This window comes from Streptomyces sp. NPDC047014 (assembly GCF_040644195.1).
Lineage (GTDB): Bacteria > Actinomycetota > Actinomycetes > Streptomycetales > Streptomycetaceae > Streptomyces.
On sequence record NZ_JBEYVX010000025.1, the window covers coordinates 19,604 to 42,756 of the forward strand.

Genomic DNA, 23,153 nt, shown 5'->3' on the forward strand with positions numbered 1-23,153 from the left:
CGAGCCCGGCCGACTCCTGCGGTCAGGGGCGGAGGCGGAGGCCGCGGGGGGTGGCGTGGAAGCCGGCGGATTCCAGGGGTGGGCCCAAGGGGGAGGTCAGGGCGGCCGTGGTGTTGATGCGCTCCAGGGTGAGGGACGGCAGGGTGCCGGTGCGGGAGGCCGCGGTGAGGGCTGTCACCGCGGCCGTGAGGCGGGGGTCGTCCGGTTCCTGCGGCCAGGCCAGCAGGGTTTTGCCGCCGCGCTCCAGGTACAGGCACAGCTCCCCGTCGACCAGGACCACCAGGGAGCCCGCCTTGCGGCCCGGCTTGTGGGTGACGCCGGCCGGCGGCTCCGGCCAGGGCAGGGCCGCCCCGTACGCGTTGGCCGGGTCGGCGGCGGCCAGGACCACCGCCGCCAGCGGGGGCGGGGTCCGCTCGGCGGCCCGGAGCCGGTCCACCGCGCCGTCCATCGCGAACTGCGCCGCGCCCAGCCCCTCCACCACATAGCCCCGGCGGGCCTGCCCGCTGTCCTCGAAGGCCGACAGCACCCGGTAGACCGCGCTGAAACCCCCCTCCACCCCCTCGGCGGCGACCGCCCCCCGCGTCACCACGCCATGCCGGTCCAGCAGGGTCCGGGCGAGGGCGTGCGCCCGGTGCGTCGGGTCGGGGGCGTGCTGCGGCAGCAGCGACCAGCGCCCGGAGACGGTCGGCGGGCCCGTCCGCGACGCGGTGGCGCTGAGCGTGCCGTACCTGCCGCGCGGGACCGTACGGCGGGCCCGGTGCGCCGTCGACCCCGCCGTACGGCCCGAGCCCAGCAGGGAGCGCAGCGGGGCCAGGGTGTCGTTGGTGAGCCGGCCCGACCAGGCCAGGTCCCACAGGGCCTCGGACAGCGCGAGATCGGACACCTCGGGGAACTCGGCCCGCACCGCCTGCGAGATCTGCCGGAAGAACAGGCCGTACCCCCCGGCGAGCGCGGCCAGCACCGCCTGCTGCACCGGATCCGGCTCCAGCGGGTGCGGCGGAGGCAGCAGCAGCGGCGCCGCCTCCGCCAGGTAGAGCGAGACCCAGCCGTCCTTGCCCGGGAGGGCGCCCGCGCCCGCCCAGACCACCTCGCCCGTGGTGGTCAGCTCGTCCAGCAGCGCCGGGGAGTACCCGCTGACCCGTGACGGCAGGATCAGGCGCTCCAGGGCCGAGGCCGGAACGGGGGCGCCCTGGAGCTGTTCGACCGCGCGGGCCAGCCCGTCGAGCCCGCGCAGGCCGCCGCCCAGGTGCTGCCACTGCGGGAGGAAGGTGGCCAGTGAGGCCGGCGGGACCGGTTCCAGCTCCTGCCGGAGTGCGGCCAGCGAACGGCGGCGGAGCCGGCGCAGGACCGTCGCGTCGCACCACTCCTGGCCGATGCCCGCCGGATGGAACTCGCCCTGCACCACCCGGCCCGCCGCGGCGAGCCGGTTCAGCGCCCCCTCGGTCACCGCCGTGCCCAGCCCGAAGGCGGTGGCGACGGCGGCCGTGGTGAACGGCCCGTGCGTGCGGGCGTACCGGGCGAGCAGATCACCCAGCGGGTCCTTGACCGGCTCGGTGAACGCCTCCGGCACACCGACGGGCAGCGCCGTGCCCAGCGCGTCCCGCAGCCGCCCGGCGTCCTCCACGGCCGCCCAGTGGTCCCTGCCGGCGATCCGGACCCGGATCACGCGGCGGGCGGCCGCCAGCTCCCCGGCCCAGGCGGGATCCGCGCCCCGCGCCGTCAGTTGATCCTCCGTCAGCGGGCCGAGCAGCCTCAGCAGATCCGCCACGGACTCGGCGTCCTTGGCCTGGCGGTCCTCCGTGAGCCACTGGAGCTCCCGCTCCAGATCCTCCAGTACCTGCGCGTCGAGCAGTTCGCGCAGCTCCGCCTGGCCGAGCAGTTCGGCCAGCAGCCGGGAGTCCAGCGACAGCGCGGCCGCGCGGCGCTCGGCCAGCGGCGAGTCCCCCTCGTAGAGGAACTGCGCCACGTAGCCGAAGAGCAGGGACCGGGCGAAGGGGGAGGGCTCCGGGGTGGTGACCTCCACCAGCCGCACCCGGCGCGCCTCGATGTCCCCCATCAGCTCGGTCAGGCCGGGCACGTCGAAGACGTCCTGCAGGCATTCCCGTACGGCTTCCAGCACGATCGGGAAGGAGCCGAACTCGGAGGCCACCTGGAGCAGTTGCGAGGCGCGCTGGCGCTGCTGCCACAGCGGGGTGCGCCGCCCGGGGCTGCGCCTCGGCAGCAGCAGGGCGCGGGCCGCGCACTCGCGGAAGCGGGAGGCGAACAGGGCCGAGCCGCCGACCTGGTCGGTGACGATCTGCTGGACGTCCCCGTGGTCGAAGGCGACATCGGCCGCGCCGAGCGGGGCCTGCCCGTCGTCGAACTCGAAGGCGGGCGGGGCCGCCGGGTCGTGGTCGAGGAGGTCCAGGGACATCAGGTCGGCGTCGGGCAGGCGGAGCACGATGCCGTCGTCCGCGTGCATCACCTGGGCGTCCATGCCGTACTTCTCGGCAAGGCGGGCGCCCAGGGCCAGCGCCCACGGGGCGTGCACCTGCGCGCCGAAGGGGGAGTGGACCACGACCCGCCAGTCGCCCAGCTCGTCGCGGAAGCGCTCCACCACGATGGTCCGGTCGTCCGGGACATGCCCGCACGCCTCGCGCTGCTCCGCCAGATACGCCAGGACGTTGTCGGCGGCCCAGGCGTCCAGCCCGGCCGCCCGCAGCCGCGACCGGCCGTCCTCCTCGGTGAGGGCACCCAGCTCGCGGAGGAACGCCCCGACCGCACGGCCCAGTTCGAGCGGGCGGCCCAGCTGGTCGCCCTTCCAGAACGGCAGCCGGCCCGGCACCCCGGGGGCGGGGGTGACCAGGACCCGGTCGCGGGTGATGTCCTCGATCCGCCAGGTGGTGGTGCCCAGGGTGAACACGTCCCCTACGCGGGACTCGTAGACCATCTCCTCGTCGAGCTCGCCGACCCGGCCGCCGCCCTTCTTCGGATCGGAGCCCGCCAGGAAGACACCGAACAGCCCGCGGTCGGGGATCGTGCCGCCGGAGGTGACCGCGAGCCGCTGCGCTCCCGGCCGGCCCGTGACCGTACCCGCCACGCGGTCCCACACGACGCGCGGCCGGAGCTCCGCGAACGCGTCCGAGGGATAGCGCCCGGCGAGCATGTCGAGCACCGCCGTGAACGCCGACTCCGGCAGCGCCGCGAAGGGCGCGGCCCGCCGCACCAGGGCCAGCAGGTCGTCCAGCTGCCAGGTGTCCATCGCGACCATGGCGACCAGCTGCTGCGCCAGCACGTCCAGCGGATTGGCCGGGACCCGCAGGGATTCGATGGCGCCCGAGCGCATCCGCTCGGTGACCACGGCCGCCTGCACGAGATCGCCCCGGTACTTGGGGAAGACCACGCCCGTGGACACCGCGCCGACCTGGTGCCCGGCCCGGCCCACGCGCTGGAGCCCGGAGGCCACCGACGGCGGCGACTCCACCTGCACCACCAGGTCCACCGCACCCATGTCGATGCCCAGCTCCAGGCTGGAGGTGGCCACCACGGCCGGCAGCCGGCCCGCCTTCAAGTCCTCCTCGACCAGGGCCCGCTGCTCCTTGGACACCGACCCGTGGTGGGCCCGCGCCAGCAGCGGCGGGGCGCCCAGGGCCGCGCCGGACTGGGCCATCAGCTCGGCCGGTGAGCCGTGCTCGGGCAGCTTCTCGCCCACCTCCCGCTCGTACGCGATCTCGTTGAGCCGGTTGCACAGCCGCTCCGCGAGGCGGCGGGAGTTGGCGAACACGATCGTCGACCGGTGGGCCTGCACCAGATCCGCGATGCGCTCCTCCACCTGCGGCCAGATCGACGGCCGGTCGCCGCCCTCCCGGCCCTCCGTCGCCGGGGAGCCGCCCAGCTCGCCCATGTCCTGCACCGGGACGACCACCGACAGGTCGAACTCCTTCGCCGACGGCGGCTGGACGATCTCCACCCGGCCGCGGGGCGCGAGGTACCGGGCGACCTCGTCCACCGGGCGGACCGTCGCCGACAGCCCGATCCGGCGGGCCGGGCGCGGCAGCAGCTCGTCCAGCCGCTCCAGGGTCACGGCCAGGTGCGCGCCGCGCTTGGTGCCGGCGACCGCGTGCACCTCGTCCAGGATCACCGTCTCGATCCCGGTCAGGGCCTCGCGCGCCGCCGAGGTCAGCATCAGGAACAGCGACTCGGGGGTGGTGATCAGGATGTCCGGCGGGCGGGTGGCCAGCGCCCGCCGCTCCGCCGCCGGGGTGTCCCCGGAGCGGATGCCCACCCGGATGTCCGGCTCGGGCAGTCCGAGCCGCACCGACTCCTGCCGGATCCCCGTCAGCGGGCTGCGCAGATTGCGCTCCACGTCCACGGCGAGGGCCTTGAGCGGCGACACATACAGCACACGGCAGCGCTTGCGCGCCTCGGCGGGCGGCGGGGTGGAGGCCAGCCGGTCCAGGGCGGCGAGGAAGGCGGCCAGGGTCTTGCCGGAGCCGGTGGGGGCGACCACCAGCACATCCGAACCCTCCCCGATCGCCCGCCAGGCTCCCTCCTGGGCGGAGGTGGGCGTGACGAAGGCCCCCGTGAACCACGAGCGGGTCGCGGGGGAGAACGAATCGAGCGCAGCGCCTGCCATGCCCCCATCGTGCACCCCGCCACTGACAGCGGCCCGGACCTGCGCGGACGCGCGCCCCGGCCGGAGCGCAGAATGGGGGCATGGGGACGCGCGACGGCCACCGGGAGTGGGCACGGCACTGGCGGTACGCCGCACTGCCGGGCCTCGACCTGCTGCGCGCCCACTACGTGCGCCACACCTTCCCCCGCCACGCCCACGACGGCTATGTCATCGCGGCCGTCACCGGCGGCATCGAGGAGATCGGCCTCCCCGGCCATGCGCTGCGCGCCGGGCCGGGCAGCGTGGTGCTGATCAACCCCGAGGTGCCGCACTCGGCGCGCGCCGGGGCCCCCGAGGGCTGGGCGTACTCCACCCTCTACCCCTCCCGCGAGCTGATCGCCGAGGTGGCCGCCGAGATCGGCACCCCGCGCGGCACCCCCGGCTTCACCGCCGACATGGTCGCCGACCCGCAGGCGTCCCGGACGATCACCGAGGTGCACCGGGCCGCCGAGGCGGGGAACGCGCTGGCCGCCGACACCATGCTGCGCGGCGTGGTCGCACGGATGCTCACCCGGCACGCCGGACCGCTGCCCGCCCGGCCGCCGCGCGGTGCGGGCGGCGCCGACGCGGCCGCCGCCCGGGCCCTGCTGGAGGAGCGGATGGCCGATCCGCCCTCCCTGGAGCAGCTGGCGGCCGAGCTGGGCACCAGCCCGTTCGCCCTGCTGCGGGCCTTCCGCCAGCGGTACGGGATGCCGCCGCACACCTGGCTCACCGACGCGCGGGTCCGCCGTGCCCGCGGCCTCCTCGACGCGGGCACCCCGCCGGCGGAGGCGGCCGTCGCCGTCGGGTTCACCGACCAGCCGCACCTGAACCGCCACTTCACCCGGATCGTGGGCGTCCCGCCGGGCGCCTACCGGCGGGGGCGGGCCGGGGGCTAGCGCGGCTCCGCCGGGCGCGCGCAAGAACGTACAAGACCGGCGGGATGCGCCGCGCGTACGTTCGGGGCGTGGGAGAGCACAGCACGGCCGCAGAGCCGGAGACACGACAGACACCGGTCGCGCCGGGGCGGCCGCGCGCCGCCGTGGTGCGGGACGCGCTCGGCGTCGGGGTGGCCGTCGGCCTGTCCGGCTTCGCCTTCGGGGTGACCGCCGCGGGCGCCGGGATCAGCACCCTCCAGGCGTGTGTGCTCAGCCTGCTCGTCTTCACCGGGGCCTCGCAGTTCGCGCTGGTCGGAGCGCTGGCCGCGGGCGGCAACCCGTTCACGGCGGCGGCCGGCGCCTTCTTCCTCGGCACCCGCAACGCCTTCTACGGGCTGCGCCTCTCCCAGCTGCTCGGGCTGCCCCGCGCCGTCCGCCCCCTCGCCGCGCACTGGGTGATCGACGAGACCACCGCCGTGGCGCTGGCCCAGCCCGACCGGAAATCGGCCCGGCTCGGCTTCACCGCCACCGGGCTCACCCTCTACGCGCTGTGGAACCTCACCACCCTGCTCGGCGCGCTCGGCGCCGAGGCCATCGGGGACACCCGGGCGTGGGGGCTGGACGCCGCCGGCCCCGCCGTGTTCCTCGCGCTGCTCGCGCCGATGCTCAGGACCGGCACCGAGCGGGCGGTCGCCGCCCTCGCGCTCGTGCTCGGGCTGGGCTTCCTGCCCGTGCTGCCCGCCGGGGTGCCCGTACTGATCGCGGCCCTGGCCGCACCCGCCGTGCTGTGGATGAAGGGACGCCGTCCGTGACCGTCTGGATCGCCATCGCCCTCACCGTCGTCGGCTGCTACGCGGTCAAGTACGCCGGACTGCTCGTGCCCGCCGGCGCGCTGGAACGGCCCGTGGTGCGCCGCCTGGCCGCCCTGCTGCCCGTGGCGCTGCTCGCCGCGCTCACCGCGCAGCAGACCTTCGCCACCGGCTCCGCGCTCGTCGTGGACGCCCGCGCCGCCGGGCTGGCCGCCGCCGGGCTGGCGCTGCTGCTGCGCGCGCCGTTCCTGCTGGTGGTCGCCGCCGCCGTCGTCGTCACGGCGGGGGTACGGGCCCTGGGCGGCTGACCCCGGTCGCGAGCCGGCCGTACGCCCGCAGCGTCAGCAGCGCGTCCAGCGTGGCGATCGGCCGCCGCTCCAGCGCGCTGCCCGGCGCCCACTCCCGGCGGCGCACCGGCCAGCCGCCGTCCGGCTCCTGCTCGGCGGCCAGGAAGTCCAGCGCGCGGCCCAGCTCCTCGTCGGTGAACCAGCCGCGGGCCAGCGATTCGGGCCGCCGCGCGAAGTCGTACGGGAACAGCAGCTCCTGCGGCCCGTAGCCCGGCGCGGGCGGGTACTCCGCGCGCCGCTCCGGGTCGAGCACCACCAGGCGCTGCTCGCGCACCAGCCGCCCCAGCCGGTCGGCGGCGGCCGCGGCCCGCGCCCGGTCCGGGACGCCGTCGAGGAAGGCCACCGCGCTCTGGATCTCGTACGGGTGGGAGTGGCGCAGGTTCTCGATCCGGTCCCAGCAGAAGTCCGTGGCCCGGAACAGCCAGGCGTGCCAGACCCGGTTGCGGTGCAGTACGCCGACCACGGGGCCCGTGGTCAGCAGCTCGCCCGGCGGATCGTCCTGCACCGGGTGGTAGGGGGCCGCGGGATAGGCGCGCGGGGCGGGGAAGACCACCGGGAGCGCGCCCTCGGCGGTGGAGACCCCGGTCAGGTGGCGGCAGAGCCGTTCGATGCGCTGCCCGCCGCACCGGCCGAGGGTGTCCAGGACGCGCAGGGCGTGCGCGGTGTGCAGGGGCTGGCTCAGCGGACCGCGCAGGTCCGGGTCGAGGGCGTGGCCGTAGCCGCCGTCGCCGTTGAGGTAGGAGCCGAGGGCGGTGTCCACCGGGTCGGCGGCCCCGCCGAGGAAGTGGAAGGCGAACCGGCGCTGCTCCAGGACGCGGGCGGTGAGCCAGATGAACTGCTCGGCGCGGGCCAGCGGGCCCTGCTCCGGCTGGGGGGCGGGGATCCGGGCGGGCTGCGGGGGCTGTGCGGAAGCTTCGTCTCCGGGCATGCGTGCAACCTAGGGCGCGGCGGTGCGGCGAGGAGGGGTGAACGCTGCCGGTGCACTCTCCCGGGGCGGGATACTGGGGACATGCGGTTGACGATTTTCTGGGAACGGATGGCGGAGCACTTCGGCGAGGCGTATGCCGACTCCTTCGCGCGGGACCACGTCATGACGGAGCTCGGCGGGCGGACGGTCCACCAGGCGCTGGACGCGGGCTGGGAGACCAAGGACGTGTGGCGCGCGGTCTGTTCGGCCATGGACGTGCCCGCCTCGCTGCGCTGATCCCGCGCCGGGGGACCGCACCGGCACCGTCCTGGCCCCGCTCCGGCCCCGCCCCGGCCCCGGCGGGCGGCACCGCTTCGCGGAGCGGGCCGCCGGTGGGACAGACTGGGCGGCGTGGCAGCCAGCGATGAGACGACGACCGACCCGACTCCTGACGCCGAGGGCGGGCCGCCGTACCGGTCGCCGCACGCGCATCCCGACGTGGCCGCCGAAGCGGCCGCCGGGGCTGCCGGGGTCACCCGCGCGGATCCGGGGCCGGAGGCCGGCGCCGCCGGGCCCGGGGGCCCGCCGCCCCGCGCCGCCCGCGCCGACGACGACGGGCGTATGCCGCGCTGGCTGCCGCGCGCGGTGGTCCTCGTACTGGCCCTCGTCGCCTGCTTCCAGCTCGGCAGCTGGGCCTTCCACCAGCTGATCGGGCTGCTCGTCAACATCCTGATTGCGTTCTTCCTCGCCCTCGCGATCGAGCCCGCCGTGGCCCGGATGGCCGCGGGCGGTATGCGCCGGGGACTGGCCACCTTCGTGATGTTCATCGGCGTGTTCGTCGTCACCGCCGGATTCGTGGCGCTGCTCGGCTCCCTGCTCGCCGGGCAGATCGTCGCCATGGTGGAGGGCTTCCCCGGCTACCTGGACTCCGTGATCAGGTCGATCAACTCCACCTTCCGCACCGACCTGTCCCGCCTGGAGATCCAGGAGAGCGTGCTGCGCTCCGACTGGCTGCGCAAGTACGTGCAGAACAGCGCCTCCGGCGTGCTCGATGTGTCCGCCACCGTGCTCGGCGGGCTCTTCAAGCTGCTGACGATCGGCCTGTTCTCCTTCTACTTCGCCGCCGACGGGCCCAGGCTGCGCCGCGCGCTGTGCTCCGTACTGCCGCCCGCGAAGCAGTCCGAGGTGCTGCGCGCCTGGGAGATCGCCGTGGCCAAGACCGGCGGATACCTCTACTCGCGCACGCTGATGGCGCTGGTCTCGGGCGTCGCGCACTACATCCTGCTGGCGATCCTCGGGGTGCCGTACGCGCCCGCGCTCGCCGTGTGGGTGGGGCTGGTCTCGCAGTTCATCCCCACCATCGGCACCTATCTCGCGGGCGCGCTACCGGTCCTGATCGCCTTCACCGTCAACCCCTGGTACGCGCTGTACGTCCTGGGATTCGTGGTGGTGTACCAGCAATTCGAGAACTACGTCCTCCAGCCGAAGCTGACCTCGAAGACGGTCGACATCCATCCGGCGGTGGCCTTCGGCTCGGTCATCGCCGGCACCGCCCTGCTGGGCGCGGTCGGGGCGCTCATCGCGATCCCGGCCGTCGCCACGCTGCAGGCGTTCCTCGGCGCGTACGTCAGGCGCTACGAGCTGACGCACGGGGCCGATACGGTCACTTCCCGTCCGCGTCGCCGAGGACGACTGCCAGGGCTTCGGTGACGGTGGCCTCGGCGCGGGCCTTGTCCACGCCGAGACCGCTCAGTACGCCCTCCCCGTGCTCCAGTTCCAGGAGCGCGAGCAGGATGTGCTCGGTGCCGACGAAGTCGTGGCCGAGGCGCAGGGCCTCGCGGAAGGTCAGCTCCAGGGCCTTCTTCGCGGAGGCGTCGAAGGGGACCAGCTCGGGCACCTCCTCCTGGGCCGGGGGCAGGAGGGCGAGCGCGGCGGCCCGTACCTCCTCGGTGGGCACGTCCTGGGCGCGCAGGGCGAGCCCGGCCAGGCCCTCGGACTCCGACACCAGCCCGAGGACGAGGTGTTCGGTGCGGATCTCGGTGTTGCCGGCGGCGCGGGCCTCGTTCTGGGCGGTCACGACGACGTTGCGGGCGCGGGGGGTGAACCGGCCGAAGCCCGCGTTCGGGTCGAGGGCGGGGGAGCCCTCCTTGTCGGCCTTGGGCACGAAGCGCTTCTGGGCGGCCTGGCGGGTGACGCCCATGCTGCGGCCGATGTCGGTCCAGGAGGCGCCGGAGCGGCGGGCCTGGTCGACGAAGTGGCCGATGAGGTGGTCCGCGACGTCCCCCAGGGCCTCGGCGGCGACGACGGCGCCGCTGAGCTGCTCCAGGGGGTCGGTGTGGACCTTGTTGATGGCCTCGATGAGGTCGTCGAGGCGTACCGGATTGGTCATGCGAACGGGTTCCACCGCAGGGTTCGTCATGGAGGCAACCCTAGGTTGACAGTCGGGGAGCGTCAACCCTGGGTTGTCACTCCATGGGGTGGGGCGGGGGTGGTGAAGCCCCGCGCGCGGCCCGGCCGGTGCCATGCTGAACGCGGCCGCAGGGAACGGCGGGGACCACCGGACGACAGGAGCACGGGAGCACGCCATGGGTTTCTACGCCGAACGGATCGTGCCGCGCCTCGTCGACCTGGCCTGCGGCGCGGCGATCACCGTGCCGCTGCGCCGCCGGGTCTGCGCGGGCCTCACCGGGGAGGTCGTCGAGATCGGCTTCGGCACCGGCCACAACGTGCCCTACTACCCGCCGGGCCTTGCGGGCGTCGCCGCCGTCGAGCCCTCCGACGTGGGCTGGGGGCTGGCCGCCGGGCGGATCGCCGCCTCGTCCGTCCCGGTGCGGCGGGCCGGTCTCGACGGCCAGGCGCTGCCCTTCGAGGACCACCGTTTCGACACCGCCCTGTGCACCTGGACCCTGTGCACCGTCCCGGACCCCGTCGCGGCCCTCCGGGAACTGCGGCGCGTCCTGCGGCCCGGCGGGAGCCTGCACTTCGTCGAGCACGGGATCGCCCCGGCGGCCGACCGGGGCGTGCGCCGCTGGCAGCACCGCCTCGACCCGCTCCAGATCCGGCTCTGCGGCGGCTGCCACCTCACGCGGCCGACCGCCCGGCTGCTGACGGACGCGGGCTTCACGATCGGCGCGCTGGACGAGTTCTACGTGGAGGGCTCGCCGAAGCCGTGGGGCGCGACCTCGCTCGGGGTGGCGACGCCGGGCTGAGGCTCGCCCCCGGGCTGAGGCTTGCTCAGGTCCCGGCCCGCGCGCCTCAGTACGTGACGGTGAATCGTCGGAGAGTCGTTTACCGGAAGTTCGGCTCAAGTCAACCCTGACGATCGTCAGGGTTGCCGGAAGCCGTTCGGCCGAGGTGCCCGGAACGTGAGCTTCCTACGGTCGTGGGATGAAGGCGATCGAGCGGTACGGGTGGGGGCGGCGGCTGGCCTGGGCGGGCGCGGCGGCGGGCACGGGCGGTGCGGGCGTGGCCCTGCTGGCACCGGACGGGGAGCAGACGCGGGGCGCTTCGGCCGCGCTCTACCGCTCCCTGACCGGGGCCCTGGCGGACGCGCCGCCCTGGGCGGAGACGGCCCTGGAGGCGGCGAGCGAGGGCACCGTGATCTTCCTCGGGCTGCTGCTGGCCTGGGTGGGTTGGGACGCCCTGCGCCGCCGTGACGCCCGGGTCCTGGGCGCCGTGGCCGCCGTGGGCGCCGCCGTCCTCCTGGCCTACGGGCTCAGCGAGACCCTCAAGGTGATCCTGGAGGAGGAGCGGCCCTGCCGTGCGGTGCCGGGCGCCGCCGCGCTCGCGGACTGCCCCGAGGTGGGCGACTGGTCCTTCCCGAGCAACCACTCCACCCTCGCCGTGGCCATGGCGGTCGGCGTGGCCTCCGTACGCCCCCGGCTCGCCGCGCTCGCCCTGCCCGTCGGGGCGGCGGCCGCGCTGCTGCGGGTGCTCGTCGGGGTGCACTACCCGCACGACGTGCTGGCCGGGGCGCTGCTGGCCACGGCCGCGGTGGTCACCGTACGCCTGCTCGCGCAGCCGGCGGCCGAGGCCGCGGCCTCAGCCCTGGTGCGGCAGCCCGGGCGGCGGCGCCGGGATCCCGCCGGCCTCGTGGGCGAGCACGGCCGCCGCGGCCCGGTTGTCGACGCCGAGCCGCGCCAGGATCGAGCTGACATGGGCCTTCACGGTGCCTTCGGCCAGCCGGAGCCGGCGGGCTATCTGCCCGTTGGACAGCCCGCCGCCGAGGAAGCCCAGTACCTCCCGTTCCCGGGCGGTCAGGGTCTCCACGCGGGCGCGGGCCGCGGCCTGCCGGCCGGCCCGGGCGCCCGCCCCGCCGGCGGCGAGGTGCGCCACGACGCGGGCGGCGACCTTCGGTGACAGGTAGGCGGCCCCGTCGGCCACGGCGCGGACGCCCGCGATCAGCTCCTCCGGCTCGCCGGACTTGATCAGGAAGCCGGTGGCCCCCTCGGTGAGGGCGCGCAGGATGTACTCGTCCTCGCCGAAGGTGGTCAGCATCGCCACGCCCGTGCCGGGTACGGTCCGGCGGATCTCGGTGGCCGCCTCGATGCCGCCGGTCCCCGGCATCCGGATGTCGAGCACGGCGACGTCCGGGCGGTGGGACTGGGCGAGCTCCACCGCCTCGCGGCCGTCGGCGGCCTCGGCGACGACCGTGATGCCGGGGTCGGTGGTGAGGATCGTGCGCACCCCGGCGCGGATCATGGGCTCGTCGTCGGCGATCAGGATCCGGATCATCGGACGCCCTTTCCCGTGTAGTCGTCGGTGGAGACCAGGCGTCCGGCCCGGAAGCAGAGGCGGTAGATGTCGCCCGAGCGGTCGTCGAAGGGGTCCGCGGTCTGTACGTAGAACTCGCACGCCGCGTCCGGAGCCGCCGGGCCCGGATCCGCCGGGCGGCGGGTCGTCTGGCGCTCCGGCAGGTACGGCTCCACCTCCGCGCGGGGCTGGCCGAGGCGCAGCAGGCCGTAGTGGTGGGGGCTCAGCACCGACTGGCGGGCCGTCGCGGTGTCCCAGACCCGCACCCCGCCGATCAGCAGGAGCGTGGTGCACAGCGGGACGAGCACGGCCGCGACGGCGGTACGGCCGAGGCGGCGCCGGGCGCTGTGGTGCTCGGGCGGCAGCGCGTACCCGGCGGCCCCCGGCCCCTCGCGGTGCGGTACGGGGCGGTGCGGTACGGGGGCGGGCCCGGGGCGGTGCGGCAGCGCGGCCCGGACGGCGAAGCCGGCGTCCTCGGGGCCCGCGGCGAAGGTGCCCCCGGCCAGCCGGACCCGCTCCTCCAGCCCGACGAGGCCGGAGCGGTGGCCGGCGGCGCGCGGTGCGGGGTGCGCGGCCGGGGCGGGAGCGGGGCCGAGGGCGCTGTCGGTGACCTCCACCTCGGTACGGGCCCCGGTGTGCCGGACGCGGACGGTCGCCCGGTGGCCCGGGGCGTGCTTGGCCACGTTCGTCAGCGCCTCCTGCACGACCCGGTGTGCGGCCCGCTCCACGGGGCGCGGGACCTCGTGGCCGGCCGGCGCGCCCTCCACGCGCAGCCGTACGTCGAGCCCGGCGGCGGCCGCCCGCTCGACGAGCCCGCCGAGACTGTCGAGGCTGTCGTGCCGGGCCCCCGTCTCCGCGGGGGTGCCGGCCGCCGCCGGGTCGGGCCGCGGGGGCTCGCGGAGCACTCCGATCACCTCCCCGAGCCGGTCCACGGCGGCGGCGGCCCGGGCCCGGATGTCCTGGGCCGCGGCGCGGTGCTCGTCGGCGAGGCCGGGCGCCAGCTTGAGGGCTCCCGCCGAGAGGGCGATGAGGCTGAGGTCGTGGCCGAGCAGATCGTGCATGTCCTGGGCGATCCGGGTCCGCTCGCGCAGCCGGGCCTGCTCCGCGACCAGCCGCTGCTCGCGCTCCAGCCGCGCGGCCCGCTCCCACCCGGCCTCGACCAGCTCGCGGTACTGGCGCAGGAACCGCCCCGCGAACCAGGGCAGCATGGCCGCCACGAGCAACAGCCCGACGAACCGGCTCGCCCACCCCGGCCAGGCGGGCACCAGCAGCATGGCGAGCGCGGCGGCCACGAGCACCCCGCCGAGCGCGAGGGCGGTCCGCCGGTCCCGCCCGGGCTGCCGCCCGGCCAGGAACGCGCACACGGCCGCGGGCAGCCCCCACCACAGCGTGGCCACCCCGGTACCGGGCACGATCACGGCCCCCACCACGAGCCCGGCCCCCAGAAACGCCACGCCTCCCCGAAACCCCCGGATCATCACTCTCACCCGACGACCCTACGAAACAGCGCTGCCGACGGGTCCCGGCGGACCGGTGGGTTCCCGTGGGCGGGCGGGGTGCGTCTCCTGGCCGGGGGTCAGGCGTTCCGCGCTCGGCGTGGTGCGCTTGACAGGGAAATCGAACATCCATTCTGATGGGTTATCCACAGCCGGAACGGCCGTGGAGGCGCATTGTCAGTGGCAGGCATTAGCGTCAAAGGCGTGAAGCGATCGACTCAAGCAAACCGGGTGGAACCCATGGCAGGCACCGACCGCGAGAAGGCTCTCGACGCCGCGCTCGCACAGATTGAACGGCAATTCGGCAAGGGCGCGGTCATGCGTCTCGGCGACAAGCCGAACGACCCCATCGAGGTCATCTCCACCGGGTCGACCGCCCTGGACATCGCGCTCGGCGTCGGCGGCCTGCCGCGCGGCCGCGTCGTCGAGATCTACGGCCCGGAGTCCTCCGGCAAGACGACCCTGACCCTGCACGCCGTGGCCAACGCGCAGAAGGCCGGCGGCACCGTCGCCTTCGTGGACGCCGAGCACGCGCTCGACCCCGAGTACGCCAAGGCCCTCGGCGTCGACACCGACAACCTCATCCTCTCCCAGCCCGACACCGGCGAGCAGGCACTGGAGATCGTGGACATGCTCGTCCGCTCCGGCGCCCTCGACCTGATCGTCATCGACTCCGTCGCGGCCCTCGTGCCCCGCGCCGAGATCGAGGGCGAGATGGGCGACTCGCACGTCGGTCTCCAGGCCCGCCTGATGAGCCAGGCGCTTCGCAAGATCACCGGTGCGCTCAACCAGTCCAAGACCACCGCGATCTTCATCAACCAGCTCCGCGAGAAGATCGGTGTGATGTTCGGCTCGCCGGAGACCACGACCGGTGGCCGCGCGCTCAAGTTCTACGCCTCCGTGCGCATCGACATCCGCCGCATCGAGACCCTCAAGGACGGCACCGAGGCCGTCGGCAACCGCACCCGCTGCAAGGTGGTCAAGAACAAGGTCGCGCCGCCCTTCAAGCAGGCCGAGTTCGACATCCTCTACGGCCAGGGCATCAGCCGCGAGGGCGGCCTGATCGACATGGGCGTGGAGCACGGCTTCATCCGCAAGGCCGGCGCCTGGTACACGTACGAGGGCGACCAGCTCGGCCAGGGCAAGGAGAACGCCCGCAACTTCCTCAAGGACAACCCGGATCTCGCCAACGAGATCGAGCGGAAGATCAAGGAGAAGCTGGGCGTCGGGATCAAGAGGGACGACTCCGCGGACGAGGCCGCCGCCGCTCCGGCCGACGCCGCCGCCACGGCCGTGCCCGCCCCGGCGTCGAAGGCCAAGACGGCGGCCAAGACGGCCGTGGCCAAGAGCTGATCCGTGCGCGAGCACGAAGAGAGGGGCGGCGGGAGCCGGGCGGGCCGTGAGGGCCGCCAGGAGCTGCCGCCCCAGAGTCCCGAGGAGCAGGCGCGGGCGATCTGTCTGCGCCTGCTCACGGGGAGCCCCCGTACCAGGCGCCAGCTTGCCGACGCCCTGGAGAAGCGGGGCATCCCGGAGGAGGTGGCGCAGGAGGTCCTCTCCCGGTACGAGGAGGTCGGCCTCATCGACGACGCGGCCTTCGCCGGCGCCTGGGTCGAGTCCCGGCACCGCGGCCGCGGTCTCGCGCGCCGGGCCCTCGCCCAGGAGCTCCGTACCAAGGGGGTGCACGCCACCCTCGTGGCGGACGCCCTGGAGCAGCTGGATTCCGACCAGGAGGAGGAGACCGCCCGGGAGCTGGTGGAGCGCAAGCTCCGTGCGACCCGGGGCCTGGAGCGGGACAAGCGGATCCGCAGACTCGCCGGCATGCTCGCCCGCAAGGGATACCCGGAGGGCATGGCCCTGCGGGTGGTCCGCCGCGCCCTGGAGTCGGAGGGCGAGGACCCCGACGACTTCCCTCACCCGGGGGAGTGAACCGGTGGGCCCGGGGCGCGAACAGCCCCGGGCCGGTTCCGTACCGGACGGTGACGGGCCGTCAGGCGCAGCCCGCTCCGTCCGCCGCCCCGCCGCTCAGGCCGGAGCCGTGACCGGCAGGCCGGCCGCGCGCCATGCCTGGAAGCCGCCCGTCAGGTCCGTCGCCCGGTGCAGGCCCAGCGCGTGGAGGGAGGCCGCCGCGAGGCTGGAGGCGTAGCCCTCGTTGCAGATCACCACCACCCGCAGGTCATGGCCCGTGGCCTCGGGCACGCGGTGGCTGCCCCGCGGATCCAGCCGCCACTCCAGCTCGTTGCGCTCGATCACCAGCGCCCCCGGGATCAGCCCCTCCCGCTCGCGCAGCGCCTGGTAGCGGATGTCCACCAGCACCGCCCCCGCGAGCGAAGCGGCGTACGCCTCCCGCGCGTCCACCCGCGTATAGCCCGCGCGGACCCGCTCCAGCAGCTCGTCGATGCCGACCGGCCCGCTCACTGCCACTCCGCCGCACGCTCGACCTGCTCCAGATGCAGCACCGGCCCGCTGCGGCTGTAGCGCCGGATCAGCGGGAGAGGCGGGTAGTAGGCGTGCACCGAGACGGCGTGCGCGGTCGCGGACTCGTTCAGCACCTCGTGCACATGGTGCTGGGAGAAGGCCCGCCCGGCACCCGCCTCCAGGACGCGGCTGCGGTCGACCCCGGGAGCCAGCTCCAGCGAACGCCAGCCCTCCGAGGGCAGCCGTACGGCCAGCGAGCGCTCGGTGAGACGGCCCCGGGCGGTGGCGAACGCCCCCCGGGACTCGGCGTGGTCGTGCCAGCCGGTGCCGGTGCCCGGCGGCCAGCCGATCAGCCACGCCTCGCTGCCGCCGGGACCGTCCAGCCGGATCCAGGTACGGCCCTCGGGGTCGAGGGGGAGGGAGGCCACGATCGTGGGATCGGCCGCGGTACGGAGGGCGAAGTCGAGGAGTTCGGTGATCGTGGGGCCCCCGGCCAGCACGGGCTCAGGGGTGTACGCGGGTGCAGCAGACATGGAGAGGTGACCATTTCCTGGGTTCGCGGAAACGCGCGCGGGCCGGTGGACGGCACGGGGCGCGCGGAGGGAGGGCGAATCAGCAGGAAGGGCGACACACGCAGCCCGCGTAGCGGAGCAGGTCCATATGGACCCTCCGCCACAGGCGTACGTCGTTGCCGGTCATTCCGCGAGTGAACCACGGAGGCCCGGACACGGTCAATCGATCACGGCGGTCGAGGTCTTGGCCGGGACCACCGCCCGGGACTCCGGCGCACCCGCCCGCACGGCGTCCGCCGCGTCGTACAGCTCCTCGGGCAGCACCCCCGCGAACGTCGCCGCGAGATGCCCGTCCGGCCGCACCAGCAGCACGGTGTGCGCCGGAGCCCCCGGATAGGCGTCGGCCACCAGCAGGTCGGCGCGGGCCGGCAGGGCGCCGACCGCGGCGGCCAGACGGGGCATCAGCCCGGCGCCGAGCCAGTGCCGCCGGTCCCACACCCCGGTCCCGGGAGCCACCAGCACCACCAGCAGCTTCCCTTGCCCGAGCAGATCGCGCAGCGGCACCGTCGCGCCGTCCGGCGCGGTGACGGGCACGTTGGCCACCGGCCCGCCCGGTTCCGTGGCCGTCGCCACCTCGCGTACGGCGGCCGGAGGGGCGTACGCCGGCTCGGCGCCCAGCGGCCCGCGCCCCAGGTGGCCGTCGGTGAGCAGGGACTCGGCGGACCGCGCGGCCCCCGGCAGATAGGTCCGCAGGCCCCCGCCGGTCCGCAGCGCCGGCATGGCCTGGTCGGCGGCGCGCAGCCGGGCGGCGACCGAGGTGCGCCGCTCCTCCTCGTAGCTGTCGAGCAGGGCTTCCGAAGCCCCCTGGTGCCAGGCCAGGGAGAGCTTCCACGCCAGGTTCTCCACGTCCCTCAGCCCCTCCTCCACGCCCTGCGTGCCGAGCGCGCCCAGCAGGTGCGCGGCATCCCCGGCGAGGAAGGCCCGCCCGTCGCGCCAGCGCCGGGCGAGGCGGTGGTGGAGGGTGTGGACGCCGGTGTCGATGAGGTCGTACGGGGGAGTCGTGCCCCCGCACCACACCGCGAGGGTGTCGCGGATCAGGGTGACCAGCGCGTCGGGGGTCACCAGCTCGCCGCGCGCCGGAAGCAGCCAGTCCAGCCGCCAGACCCCGTCGCGCAGCGGCCGGGAGGTGACCTCCTGCGCGCCGCCCCGGTGCAGCAGGGCCTCGCCGGGCCAGGGCAGTTCGGTGCGCAGCGCGGCCACGGCGTGCCGCTCCACGGCGGTGCGTCCGGGGAAGCGGATACCGAGCAGCTTGCGCACGGTGGAGCGGGCGCCGTCGCAGCCGACGAGGTGGCTCCCGCGCCACCAGGTGGTCTCGGCGCCCCGGGTGTGCGCGGTGATCCCGCGCTCGTCCTGTTCCAGGGAGTCCAGCTTGGTGTCGTGGACCAGCTGCACGAGGGGGTGCGCGGCGGCGGCGTCGCGCAGCCCGCGTGTCAGGGCGTGCTGGGGGAGGTGCAGGGGGGCCTGGCGGTCCTCGAAGGTGATCCGCTGCGCGGCCCGGCCGCGGCGCATGGTGCGCCAGGCGGCGAAGTACGCGCCCTCGTCGCGCAGCGTCCTGCAGCCGAGCCGGTGCACCATGGCGGCGGTCTCGGCGTGCAGGACGACGGTACGGGCGGGCCGGACCTCGTCCTTGCCGGGCCGCTCGTCGAGCACGACGGAGGGCACGCCCGCGCCCGCCAGGGCGAGGGACAGGGCCAGCCCGACGGGCCCGGCGCCGACGACGATCACCGGGTCCATGGCGCGGCTCCCGATGTCCGGTATGTGATCACAGAACGTATGCAACCCATTGGAGGTGTCTGCGTCAAGTGACACTCGACGGCGCAACGCGGCGTGGTGCGGCGGATGAGTTCCGCCGCACCACGTGAGCCGTACCGTTTCGCTGACCGGACGTCAGGCCCTCCGGTCTCAGGGCGCCTTGCCCACGCCGGCGGCGCCGCCCGCGTCGACCTCGGCCACGTCGCCCTCGACGACCGCGCCGGTGCCCTTCTTCGACTGCCTCAGCCGCTTCTCCATCCAGGAGGCGAAGGTGGTCAGGGCGAAGTTCACCGCGATGTAGATCAGGGCGATCACGAAGAGGGTGGCGATGGTGTTGCTGTAGTTCGCGGAGATCTGCCGGTTCGTGGAAAGCAGCTCCGCGAAGCCGAGCAGGGCGCCGCCGAGCGCGGTGTCCTTGAGGATCACCACGAGCTGGCTGACCAGCGCGGGCAGCATCGCCGTGACGGCCTGCGGCAGCAGCACGTGGGTCATGGTCTGGCCCTTGCGCAGGCCGATCGCCTTCGCTGCCTCCGCCTGTCCCTTCGGGAGGGAGAGCACACCTGCCCGGACGACCTCGGCGATGACGGCCGAGTTGTAGAGGACCAGGCCCGTGACCACGGCCCAGAACGGCCGGGTGTCGGAGGGGACATCCATGAACTGCGGCGCGAACAGCGCGTTGCTGAACAGCATCAGCATCAGCACCGGGATGGCGCGGAAGAACTCCACCCAGGCGCCGACCGCGGCCCGCACACCGGCGTGGTCGGAAAGCCGGCCGATACCCAGCACCGCACCGAACGGGAGGGCGATGATCATGGAGAGCGCGCCGGCCTTCAGCGTCTCGACCAGGCCGGGCAGCAGGTAGGTGGTCCAGACCCGGCTGTCGGTGACGAAGGGGGACCACTTGTCGGCGTCCAGCTGGCCCTTCTCGGCCATGAGGGACAGCGCCCACCACAGGACGAGCGCGAACAGGACGACGAAGATCCCGCTGTAGATCCAGTTGCGCACCTTGGCCCTGGGGCCCGGGGTGTCGTACAGCACGGAACTCATCGCTTCACCGCCACTCGCTTGGCCACCCAGCCCAGCAGCAGGCCGGTGGGCAGGGTCAGCAGGACGAAACCGAGGGCGAAGACCGCGAAGACCGCGAAGACCGCCTGCGCCTCGTTCTCCAGCATTTCCTTCATCAGCAGGGCCGCCTCGGCCACGCCGATGGTCGCCGCCACCGTGGTGTTCTTGGTGAGCGCGATCAGTACGTTGGCGAGCGGTCCGACGACCGCCCGGAATGCCTGGGGGAGCACGATCAGGGTGAGGACCTGGAAGAAGCTCAGCCCCAGTGCGCGGGCCGCTTCGGCCTGCCCCACGGGCACGGTGTTGATACCGGAGCGCAGGGCCTCGCAGACGAAGGTGCCGGTGTAGGCGACCAGTCCGAGAACGGCGAGCCGGAAACCGGTCTCCTTGAAGGTGGTGCCACCCAGATCGATGCCGAGGGTCTGGCTGAGACCCAGCGAACATCCGATGATCAGCAAGGTGAGCGGCGTGTTGCGCACCAGGTTGACGTACGCGGTACCGAAGCTCCGCAGCAGCGGGACCGGGCTGACCCGCATCCCCGCCAGGACGGTGCCCCAGATCAGGGACCCGACCGCCGAGTAGAGGGTGAGCTGAACCGTCACCCAGAAGGCTCCGAGCACGTCGTACTGCCCGGAATCAAGAAAATCGAACACGATGCCCTGCGCTCTCCCCAGGATGGCCGGTGAGACGCGCCGCCGCCCGCGGCAGGCGGGCGGCGACGAGCCTCACCGATGAATCAGCTGCCTTCGGTGATCTGCGGGGCAGGCTCGTTCTTGAAGTTGGCCGGGCCCAGGTTCTTGTCCACGGCCTGCTGCCAGCTGCCGTCCGCGACCATCTTCTTGAGCGCGGCGTTGATCTTGGTCTGGAGCTCCTTGTCGCCCTTCTTCAGACCGATGCCGTAGTTCTCGTTGCTCAGGCTCAGGCCGACCAGCTTGAACTTGCCCTTGTTCTTGTCCTGGGCCGCGTAGCCCGCCAGGATCGAGTTGTCCGTGGTGAGGGCGTCGACCTTCTTGTTCTCCAGGCCCGTCAGGCACTCGGAGTAGCCACCCTGCTCCAGCAGGTCGGCCTCGGGGGCCAGCTTGGTCTTGACGTTCTGGGCCGAGGTCGAGCCGGTGACCGAGCAGAGCTTCTTCTTGTTCAGGTCCTCGGCCTTGGTGATCGAGGTGTCGTCGGCGCGGACCAGCAGGTCCTGGTGCGCGAGGAAGTACGGGCCGGCGAAGTCGACCCGCTCCTTGCGCTTGTCGTTGATCGAGTACGTCGCGACGATGAACTTGACGTCGCCGTTGGAGATCAGGTTCTCGCGCTCGGCGCTGACGGCCTGCTTGAACTCGATCTGGTCGGGCTGGTAGCCGAGCTCCTTGGCCACGTAGGTCGCCACGTCGACGTCGAAGCCCGTGAACTTGCCGTCCGGGGTCTTGAGGCCGAGGCCGGGCTGGTCGTACTTGATGCCGACGACGATCTTGTCCTTGGCGCCACCGGACGCACCGCCGTCACTGCCGGCGTCCTGCTTGCTGCCGCCACACGCGGTCGCGGTCAGGGACAGGGCGACGGCGACAGCCGCGGCCGCGGCGGCCTTGGAGATCTTCATGGTGAACTTCCCTCGGATGAGACGTTGTTGAACGACGAGCGACGACGCGGGGGTCGGGCCGCCAGGGGATCACTACCAGACGTGGGTCGTCAGTGGTGCAGGATCTTCGACAGGAAGTCCTTCGCCCGGTCACTGCGCGGGTTGCTGAAGAACTGCTCCGGGGTGGCCTCTTCGACGATCTTTCCGTCGGCCATGAAGACGACCCGGTTGGCGGCGGAGCGGGCGAAGCCCATCTCGTGCGTGACGACCACCATCGTCATGCCCTCCCGGGCGAGCTGCTGCATGACCTCCAGCACCTCGTTGATCATCTCCGGGTCCAGCGCCGAGGTCGGCTCGTCGAAGAGCATCACCTTCGGCTCCATCGCCAGCGCACGGGCGATCGCCACGCGCTGCTGCTGGCCGCCCGAGAGCTGCGCCGGGTACTTGTCGGCCTGCGAGCCGACGCCCACCCGGTCCAGCAGGGCCACCGCCTTCGCGTGCGCCGCGGCCTGGTCGGTCTTGCGGACCTTCTGCTGGCCCAGCATGACGTTCTGCAGCACCGTCTTGTGCGCGAAGAGGTTGAACGACTGGAAGACCATGCCGACATCGGCGCGCAGCCGGGCGAGTTCCTTGCCCTCCGAGGGCAGTTCCTTGCCGTCGAGCGTGATCGTGCCCGAGTCGATGGTCTCCAGGCGGTTGATGGTCCGGCACAGCGTGGACTTGCCCGATCCCGAAGGACCGATCACCACGACCACCTCGCCGCGGGCAATGCTCAGATTGACGTCCTGAAGCACGTGCAGCGCGCCGAAGTGCTTGTTGACGTTGCTCAGTACGACCAGGTCGTCCGCGGCACCGGCCGCGTCCTGCACGTCCTTGGTCACTGATACTCCGCTCATCGGCTTCTAGCTCCGTCCTCCTCGGTTGGGAGGACAGTAGTGACGAGACGAGCACACCGTCATCACATCTGAGGGAGAATTGAGGATAACGATCCGGCCTCCGCCGGATACGCTCCGTGTACGACACGGTTCGGACGATCATGTCCGAATACCGGGTGCATAACGGAAGGCGCGCCGCGGCGGCAGCCCCTTGACGTGGGACCCGGCATCGGCGTGTATGCATGGTGGTCACGTGCGTGGCCGTGAGCGCGCCCCACGCGCGGCGCGTACGGCCGGAGCCGGAGTCCGGAGCCGGGCACGGGGAACCGAAAGAGAAGAGAGGAGAGGGGGACGAGATGAGACTGCTGCTCGTCGAGGACGACGACCACGTCGCCGCCGCCCTGTCCGCGATCCTCGCCCGGCACGGCTTCCAGGTCACCCACGCCCGCAACGGCGAGGAGGCCCTGCAGGCCCTGCTGCCCGCCGGCGCCCCGCCCTTCGGCGTGGTCCTGCTCGATCTCGGCCTGCCCGACCAGGACGGCTACGAGGTGTGCGGCCGGATCCGCAAGCGCACCTCCACCCCGGTCATCATGGTGACCGCGCGGGCCGACGTACGCTCCCGCATCCACGGGCTGAACATGGGCGCCGACGACTACGTCACCAAGCCCTACGACACCGGCGAGCTGCTGGCCCGCATCCACGCCGTCGCCCGGCGCACCGGAGCGGCCGCCGACGAGGCCGTCACCCCCGGCGGCGGTACGCCCGCCACGGTCCGGCTCGGCCCCGTCAGCATCGAGCTGCCCACCCGCCGGGTCAGCGTGGACGGCGCGGACGTACCCCTCACCCGCAAGGAATTCGACCTGCTGGCCCTGCTCGCGCAGCGCCCCGGGGTCGTCTTCCGCCGCGAGCAGATCATCAGCGAGGTGTGGCGCACCAGCTGGGAGGGGACCGGGCGCACCCTGGAGGTCCATGTGGCCTCGCTGCGCTCCAAGCTGCGCATGCCCGCCCTGATCGAGACCGTCCGAGGGGTGGGCTACCGGCTCGTCGCCCCGAGCGCTCCCACCGCCCCGACCGCCCCGTAGGAC

The 23,153-nt window shown here is 73.8% G+C and carries 22 protein-coding genes and 1 pseudogene; 10 read left to right on the forward strand and 13 right to left on the reverse strand.

The window, feature by feature from the left end:
• Window positions 1-22 precede the first annotated feature (22 nt).
• Entirely contained in the window at window positions 23-4,615 is a 4,593-nt protein-coding gene (locus ABZ873_RS16705; protein WP_360871671.1) for an ATP-dependent helicase, read from the reverse strand.
• Window positions 4,616-4,695: 80 nt separating this feature from the next.
• Here ABZ873_RS16705 and ABZ873_RS16710 point away from each other — a divergent pair, with 80 nt between their 5' ends.
• The 3 genes from ABZ873_RS16710 to ABZ873_RS16720 are packed head-to-tail and all read left to right on the forward strand — an operon-like array spanning window position 4,696 to window position 6,628.
• Window positions 4,696-5,532, forward strand: coding sequence for an AraC family transcriptional regulator (locus ABZ873_RS16710; RefSeq protein WP_360871673.1), 837 nt, complete (start codon window positions 4,696-4,698; stop codon window positions 5,530-5,532).
• A 44-nt stretch (window positions 5,533-5,576) separates the two neighbouring features.
• Complete coding sequence (locus ABZ873_RS16715; RefSeq protein ID WP_360871676.1) at window positions 5,577-6,323, forward strand: AzlC family ABC transporter permease; 747 nt, start codon at window positions 5,577-5,579, stop codon at window positions 6,321-6,323.
• Window positions 6,320-6,628 (forward strand): AzlD domain-containing protein, encoded by a 309-nt coding sequence (locus ABZ873_RS16720; protein ID WP_360871678.1) that lies wholly within the window; start codon window positions 6,320-6,322, stop codon window positions 6,626-6,628. Before ABZ873_RS16715 ends, ABZ873_RS16720 begins: the two co-directional genes overlap by 4 nt.
• Here ABZ873_RS16720 and ABZ873_RS16725 read toward each other — a convergent pair.
• Entirely contained in the window at window positions 6,597-7,595 is a 999-nt protein-coding gene (locus tag ABZ873_RS16725; RefSeq protein ID WP_360871681.1) for a hypothetical protein, read from the reverse strand. The genes ABZ873_RS16720 and ABZ873_RS16725 overlap by 32 nt on opposite strands.
• An 81-nt stretch (window positions 7,596-7,676) precedes the next feature.
• Between ABZ873_RS16725 and ABZ873_RS16730 the strand changes: the two genes are divergently transcribed.
• Both ABZ873_RS16730 and ABZ873_RS16735 read left to right on the forward strand, forming a co-directional pair.
• Window positions 7,677-7,871, forward strand: a complete 195-nt coding sequence (locus ABZ873_RS16730) for a DUF3046 domain-containing protein (RefSeq protein ID WP_360871684.1) — start codon at window positions 7,677-7,679, stop codon at window positions 7,869-7,871.
• A gap of 114 nt (window positions 7,872-7,985) precedes the next feature.
• Window positions 7,986-9,284: an AI-2E family transporter gene (locus ABZ873_RS16735; RefSeq protein ID WP_360871687.1), complete on the forward strand. Its 1,299-nt coding sequence runs from the start codon at window positions 7,986-7,988 to the stop codon at window positions 9,282-9,284.
• Here ABZ873_RS16735 and ABZ873_RS16740 read toward each other — a convergent pair.
• Entirely contained in the window at window positions 9,238-9,993 is a 756-nt protein-coding gene (locus tag ABZ873_RS16740) for a Clp protease N-terminal domain-containing protein (protein ID WP_360871690.1), read from the reverse strand. The genes ABZ873_RS16735 and ABZ873_RS16740 overlap by 47 nt on opposite strands.
• A 166-nt stretch (window positions 9,994-10,159) precedes the next feature.
• Between ABZ873_RS16740 and ABZ873_RS16745 the strand changes: the two genes are divergently transcribed.
• Both ABZ873_RS16745 and ABZ873_RS16750 read left to right on the forward strand, forming a co-directional pair.
• Window positions 10,160-10,783 carry a class I SAM-dependent methyltransferase gene (locus ABZ873_RS16745; RefSeq protein ID WP_360871693.1) on the forward strand — a complete coding sequence of 208 codons (624 nt, stop codon included), beginning with the start codon at window positions 10,160-10,162 and terminating at the stop codon, window positions 10,781-10,783.
• Between the two features lie 178 nt (window positions 10,784-10,961).
• Window positions 10,962-11,573: pseudogene (locus tag ABZ873_RS16750) on the forward strand (phosphatase PAP2 family protein); the annotation flags it as partial.
• Between the two features lie 42 nt (window positions 11,574-11,615).
• On the opposite strand, the gene ABZ873_RS16755 reads toward ABZ873_RS16750, so the two are convergent.
• Both ABZ873_RS16755 and ABZ873_RS16760 read right to left on the reverse strand, forming a co-directional pair.
• Window positions 11,616-12,308, reverse strand: coding sequence for a response regulator transcription factor (locus ABZ873_RS16755; protein WP_360871696.1), 693 nt, complete (start codon window positions 12,306-12,308; stop codon window positions 11,616-11,618).
• A complete protein-coding gene (locus ABZ873_RS16760) occupies window positions 12,305-13,780 on the reverse strand; it encodes a histidine kinase (RefSeq protein ID WP_360871699.1) in 1,476 nt (491 codons plus the stop codon). The genes ABZ873_RS16755 and ABZ873_RS16760 overlap by 4 nt, the downstream gene beginning before the upstream one ends.
• Window positions 13,781-14,062: 282 nt before the next feature.
• Here ABZ873_RS16760 and recA point away from each other — a divergent pair, with 282 nt between their 5' ends.
• On the forward strand, window positions 14,063-15,175 hold the full coding sequence (gene recA, locus ABZ873_RS16765; protein ID WP_360871702.1) for a recombinase RecA: 1,113 nt from the start codon (window positions 14,063-14,065) through the stop codon (window positions 15,173-15,175).
• A gap of 3 nt (window positions 15,176-15,178) precedes the next feature.
• Entirely contained in the window at window positions 15,179-15,748 is a 570-nt protein-coding gene (recX, locus tag ABZ873_RS16770) for a recombination regulator RecX (RefSeq protein ID WP_360871704.1), read from the forward strand.
• Window positions 15,749-15,844: 96 nt separating this feature from the next.
• Here the strand turns inward: recX and ABZ873_RS16775 are convergent, their stop codons facing one another.
• From ABZ873_RS16775 to ABZ873_RS16810, 8 genes are all read right to left on the reverse strand, one after another.
• A complete protein-coding gene (locus ABZ873_RS16775) occupies window positions 15,845-16,237 on the reverse strand; it encodes a rhodanese-like domain-containing protein (protein ID WP_360871707.1) in 393 nt (130 codons plus the stop codon).
• Entirely contained in the window at window positions 16,234-16,770 is a 537-nt protein-coding gene (locus tag ABZ873_RS16780) for a cysteine dioxygenase (protein WP_360871709.1), read from the reverse strand. Before ABZ873_RS16780 ends, ABZ873_RS16775 begins: the two co-directional genes overlap by 4 nt.
• Window positions 16,771-16,849: 79 nt before the next feature.
• Window positions 16,850-16,936, reverse strand: coding sequence for a putative leader peptide (locus ABZ873_RS16785; protein ID WP_311318651.1), 87 nt, complete (start codon window positions 16,934-16,936; stop codon window positions 16,850-16,852).
• A 32-nt stretch (window positions 16,937-16,968) separates the two neighbouring features.
• On the reverse strand, window positions 16,969-18,543 hold the full coding sequence (locus tag ABZ873_RS16790) for an FAD-dependent monooxygenase (RefSeq protein ID WP_360871712.1): 1,575 nt from the start codon (window positions 18,541-18,543) through the stop codon (window positions 16,969-16,971).
• Window positions 18,544-18,711: 168 nt separating this feature from the next.
• Entirely contained in the window at window positions 18,712-19,608 is an 897-nt protein-coding gene (locus ABZ873_RS16795) for an amino acid ABC transporter permease (RefSeq protein WP_360871715.1), read from the reverse strand.
• The gene (locus ABZ873_RS16800) at window positions 19,605-20,279 is read right to left on the reverse strand and encodes an amino acid ABC transporter permease (RefSeq protein ID WP_360871718.1); all 675 of its coding nucleotides are present in this window, start codon (window positions 20,277-20,279) and stop codon (window positions 19,605-19,607) included. Before ABZ873_RS16800 ends, ABZ873_RS16795 begins: the two co-directional genes overlap by 4 nt.
• 83 nt (window positions 20,280-20,362) lie before the next feature.
• Window positions 20,363-21,214, reverse strand: a complete 852-nt coding sequence (locus tag ABZ873_RS16805; protein WP_360871721.1) for a glutamate ABC transporter substrate-binding protein — start codon at window positions 21,212-21,214, stop codon at window positions 20,363-20,365.
• Between the two features lie 89 nt (window positions 21,215-21,303).
• Window positions 21,304-22,089 carry an amino acid ABC transporter ATP-binding protein gene (locus ABZ873_RS16810; RefSeq protein ID WP_360871723.1) on the reverse strand — a complete coding sequence of 262 codons (786 nt, stop codon included), beginning with the start codon at window positions 22,087-22,089 and terminating at the stop codon, window positions 21,304-21,306.
• A 335-nt stretch (window positions 22,090-22,424) separates the two neighbouring features.
• On the opposite strand from ABZ873_RS16810, the gene ABZ873_RS16815 reads away from it, so the two are divergent.
• Window positions 22,425-23,150, forward strand: a complete 726-nt coding sequence (locus tag ABZ873_RS16815; protein ID WP_360871726.1) for a response regulator transcription factor — start codon at window positions 22,425-22,427, stop codon at window positions 23,148-23,150.
• The last annotated feature ends 3 nt before the right edge of the window (window positions 23,151-23,153 follow it).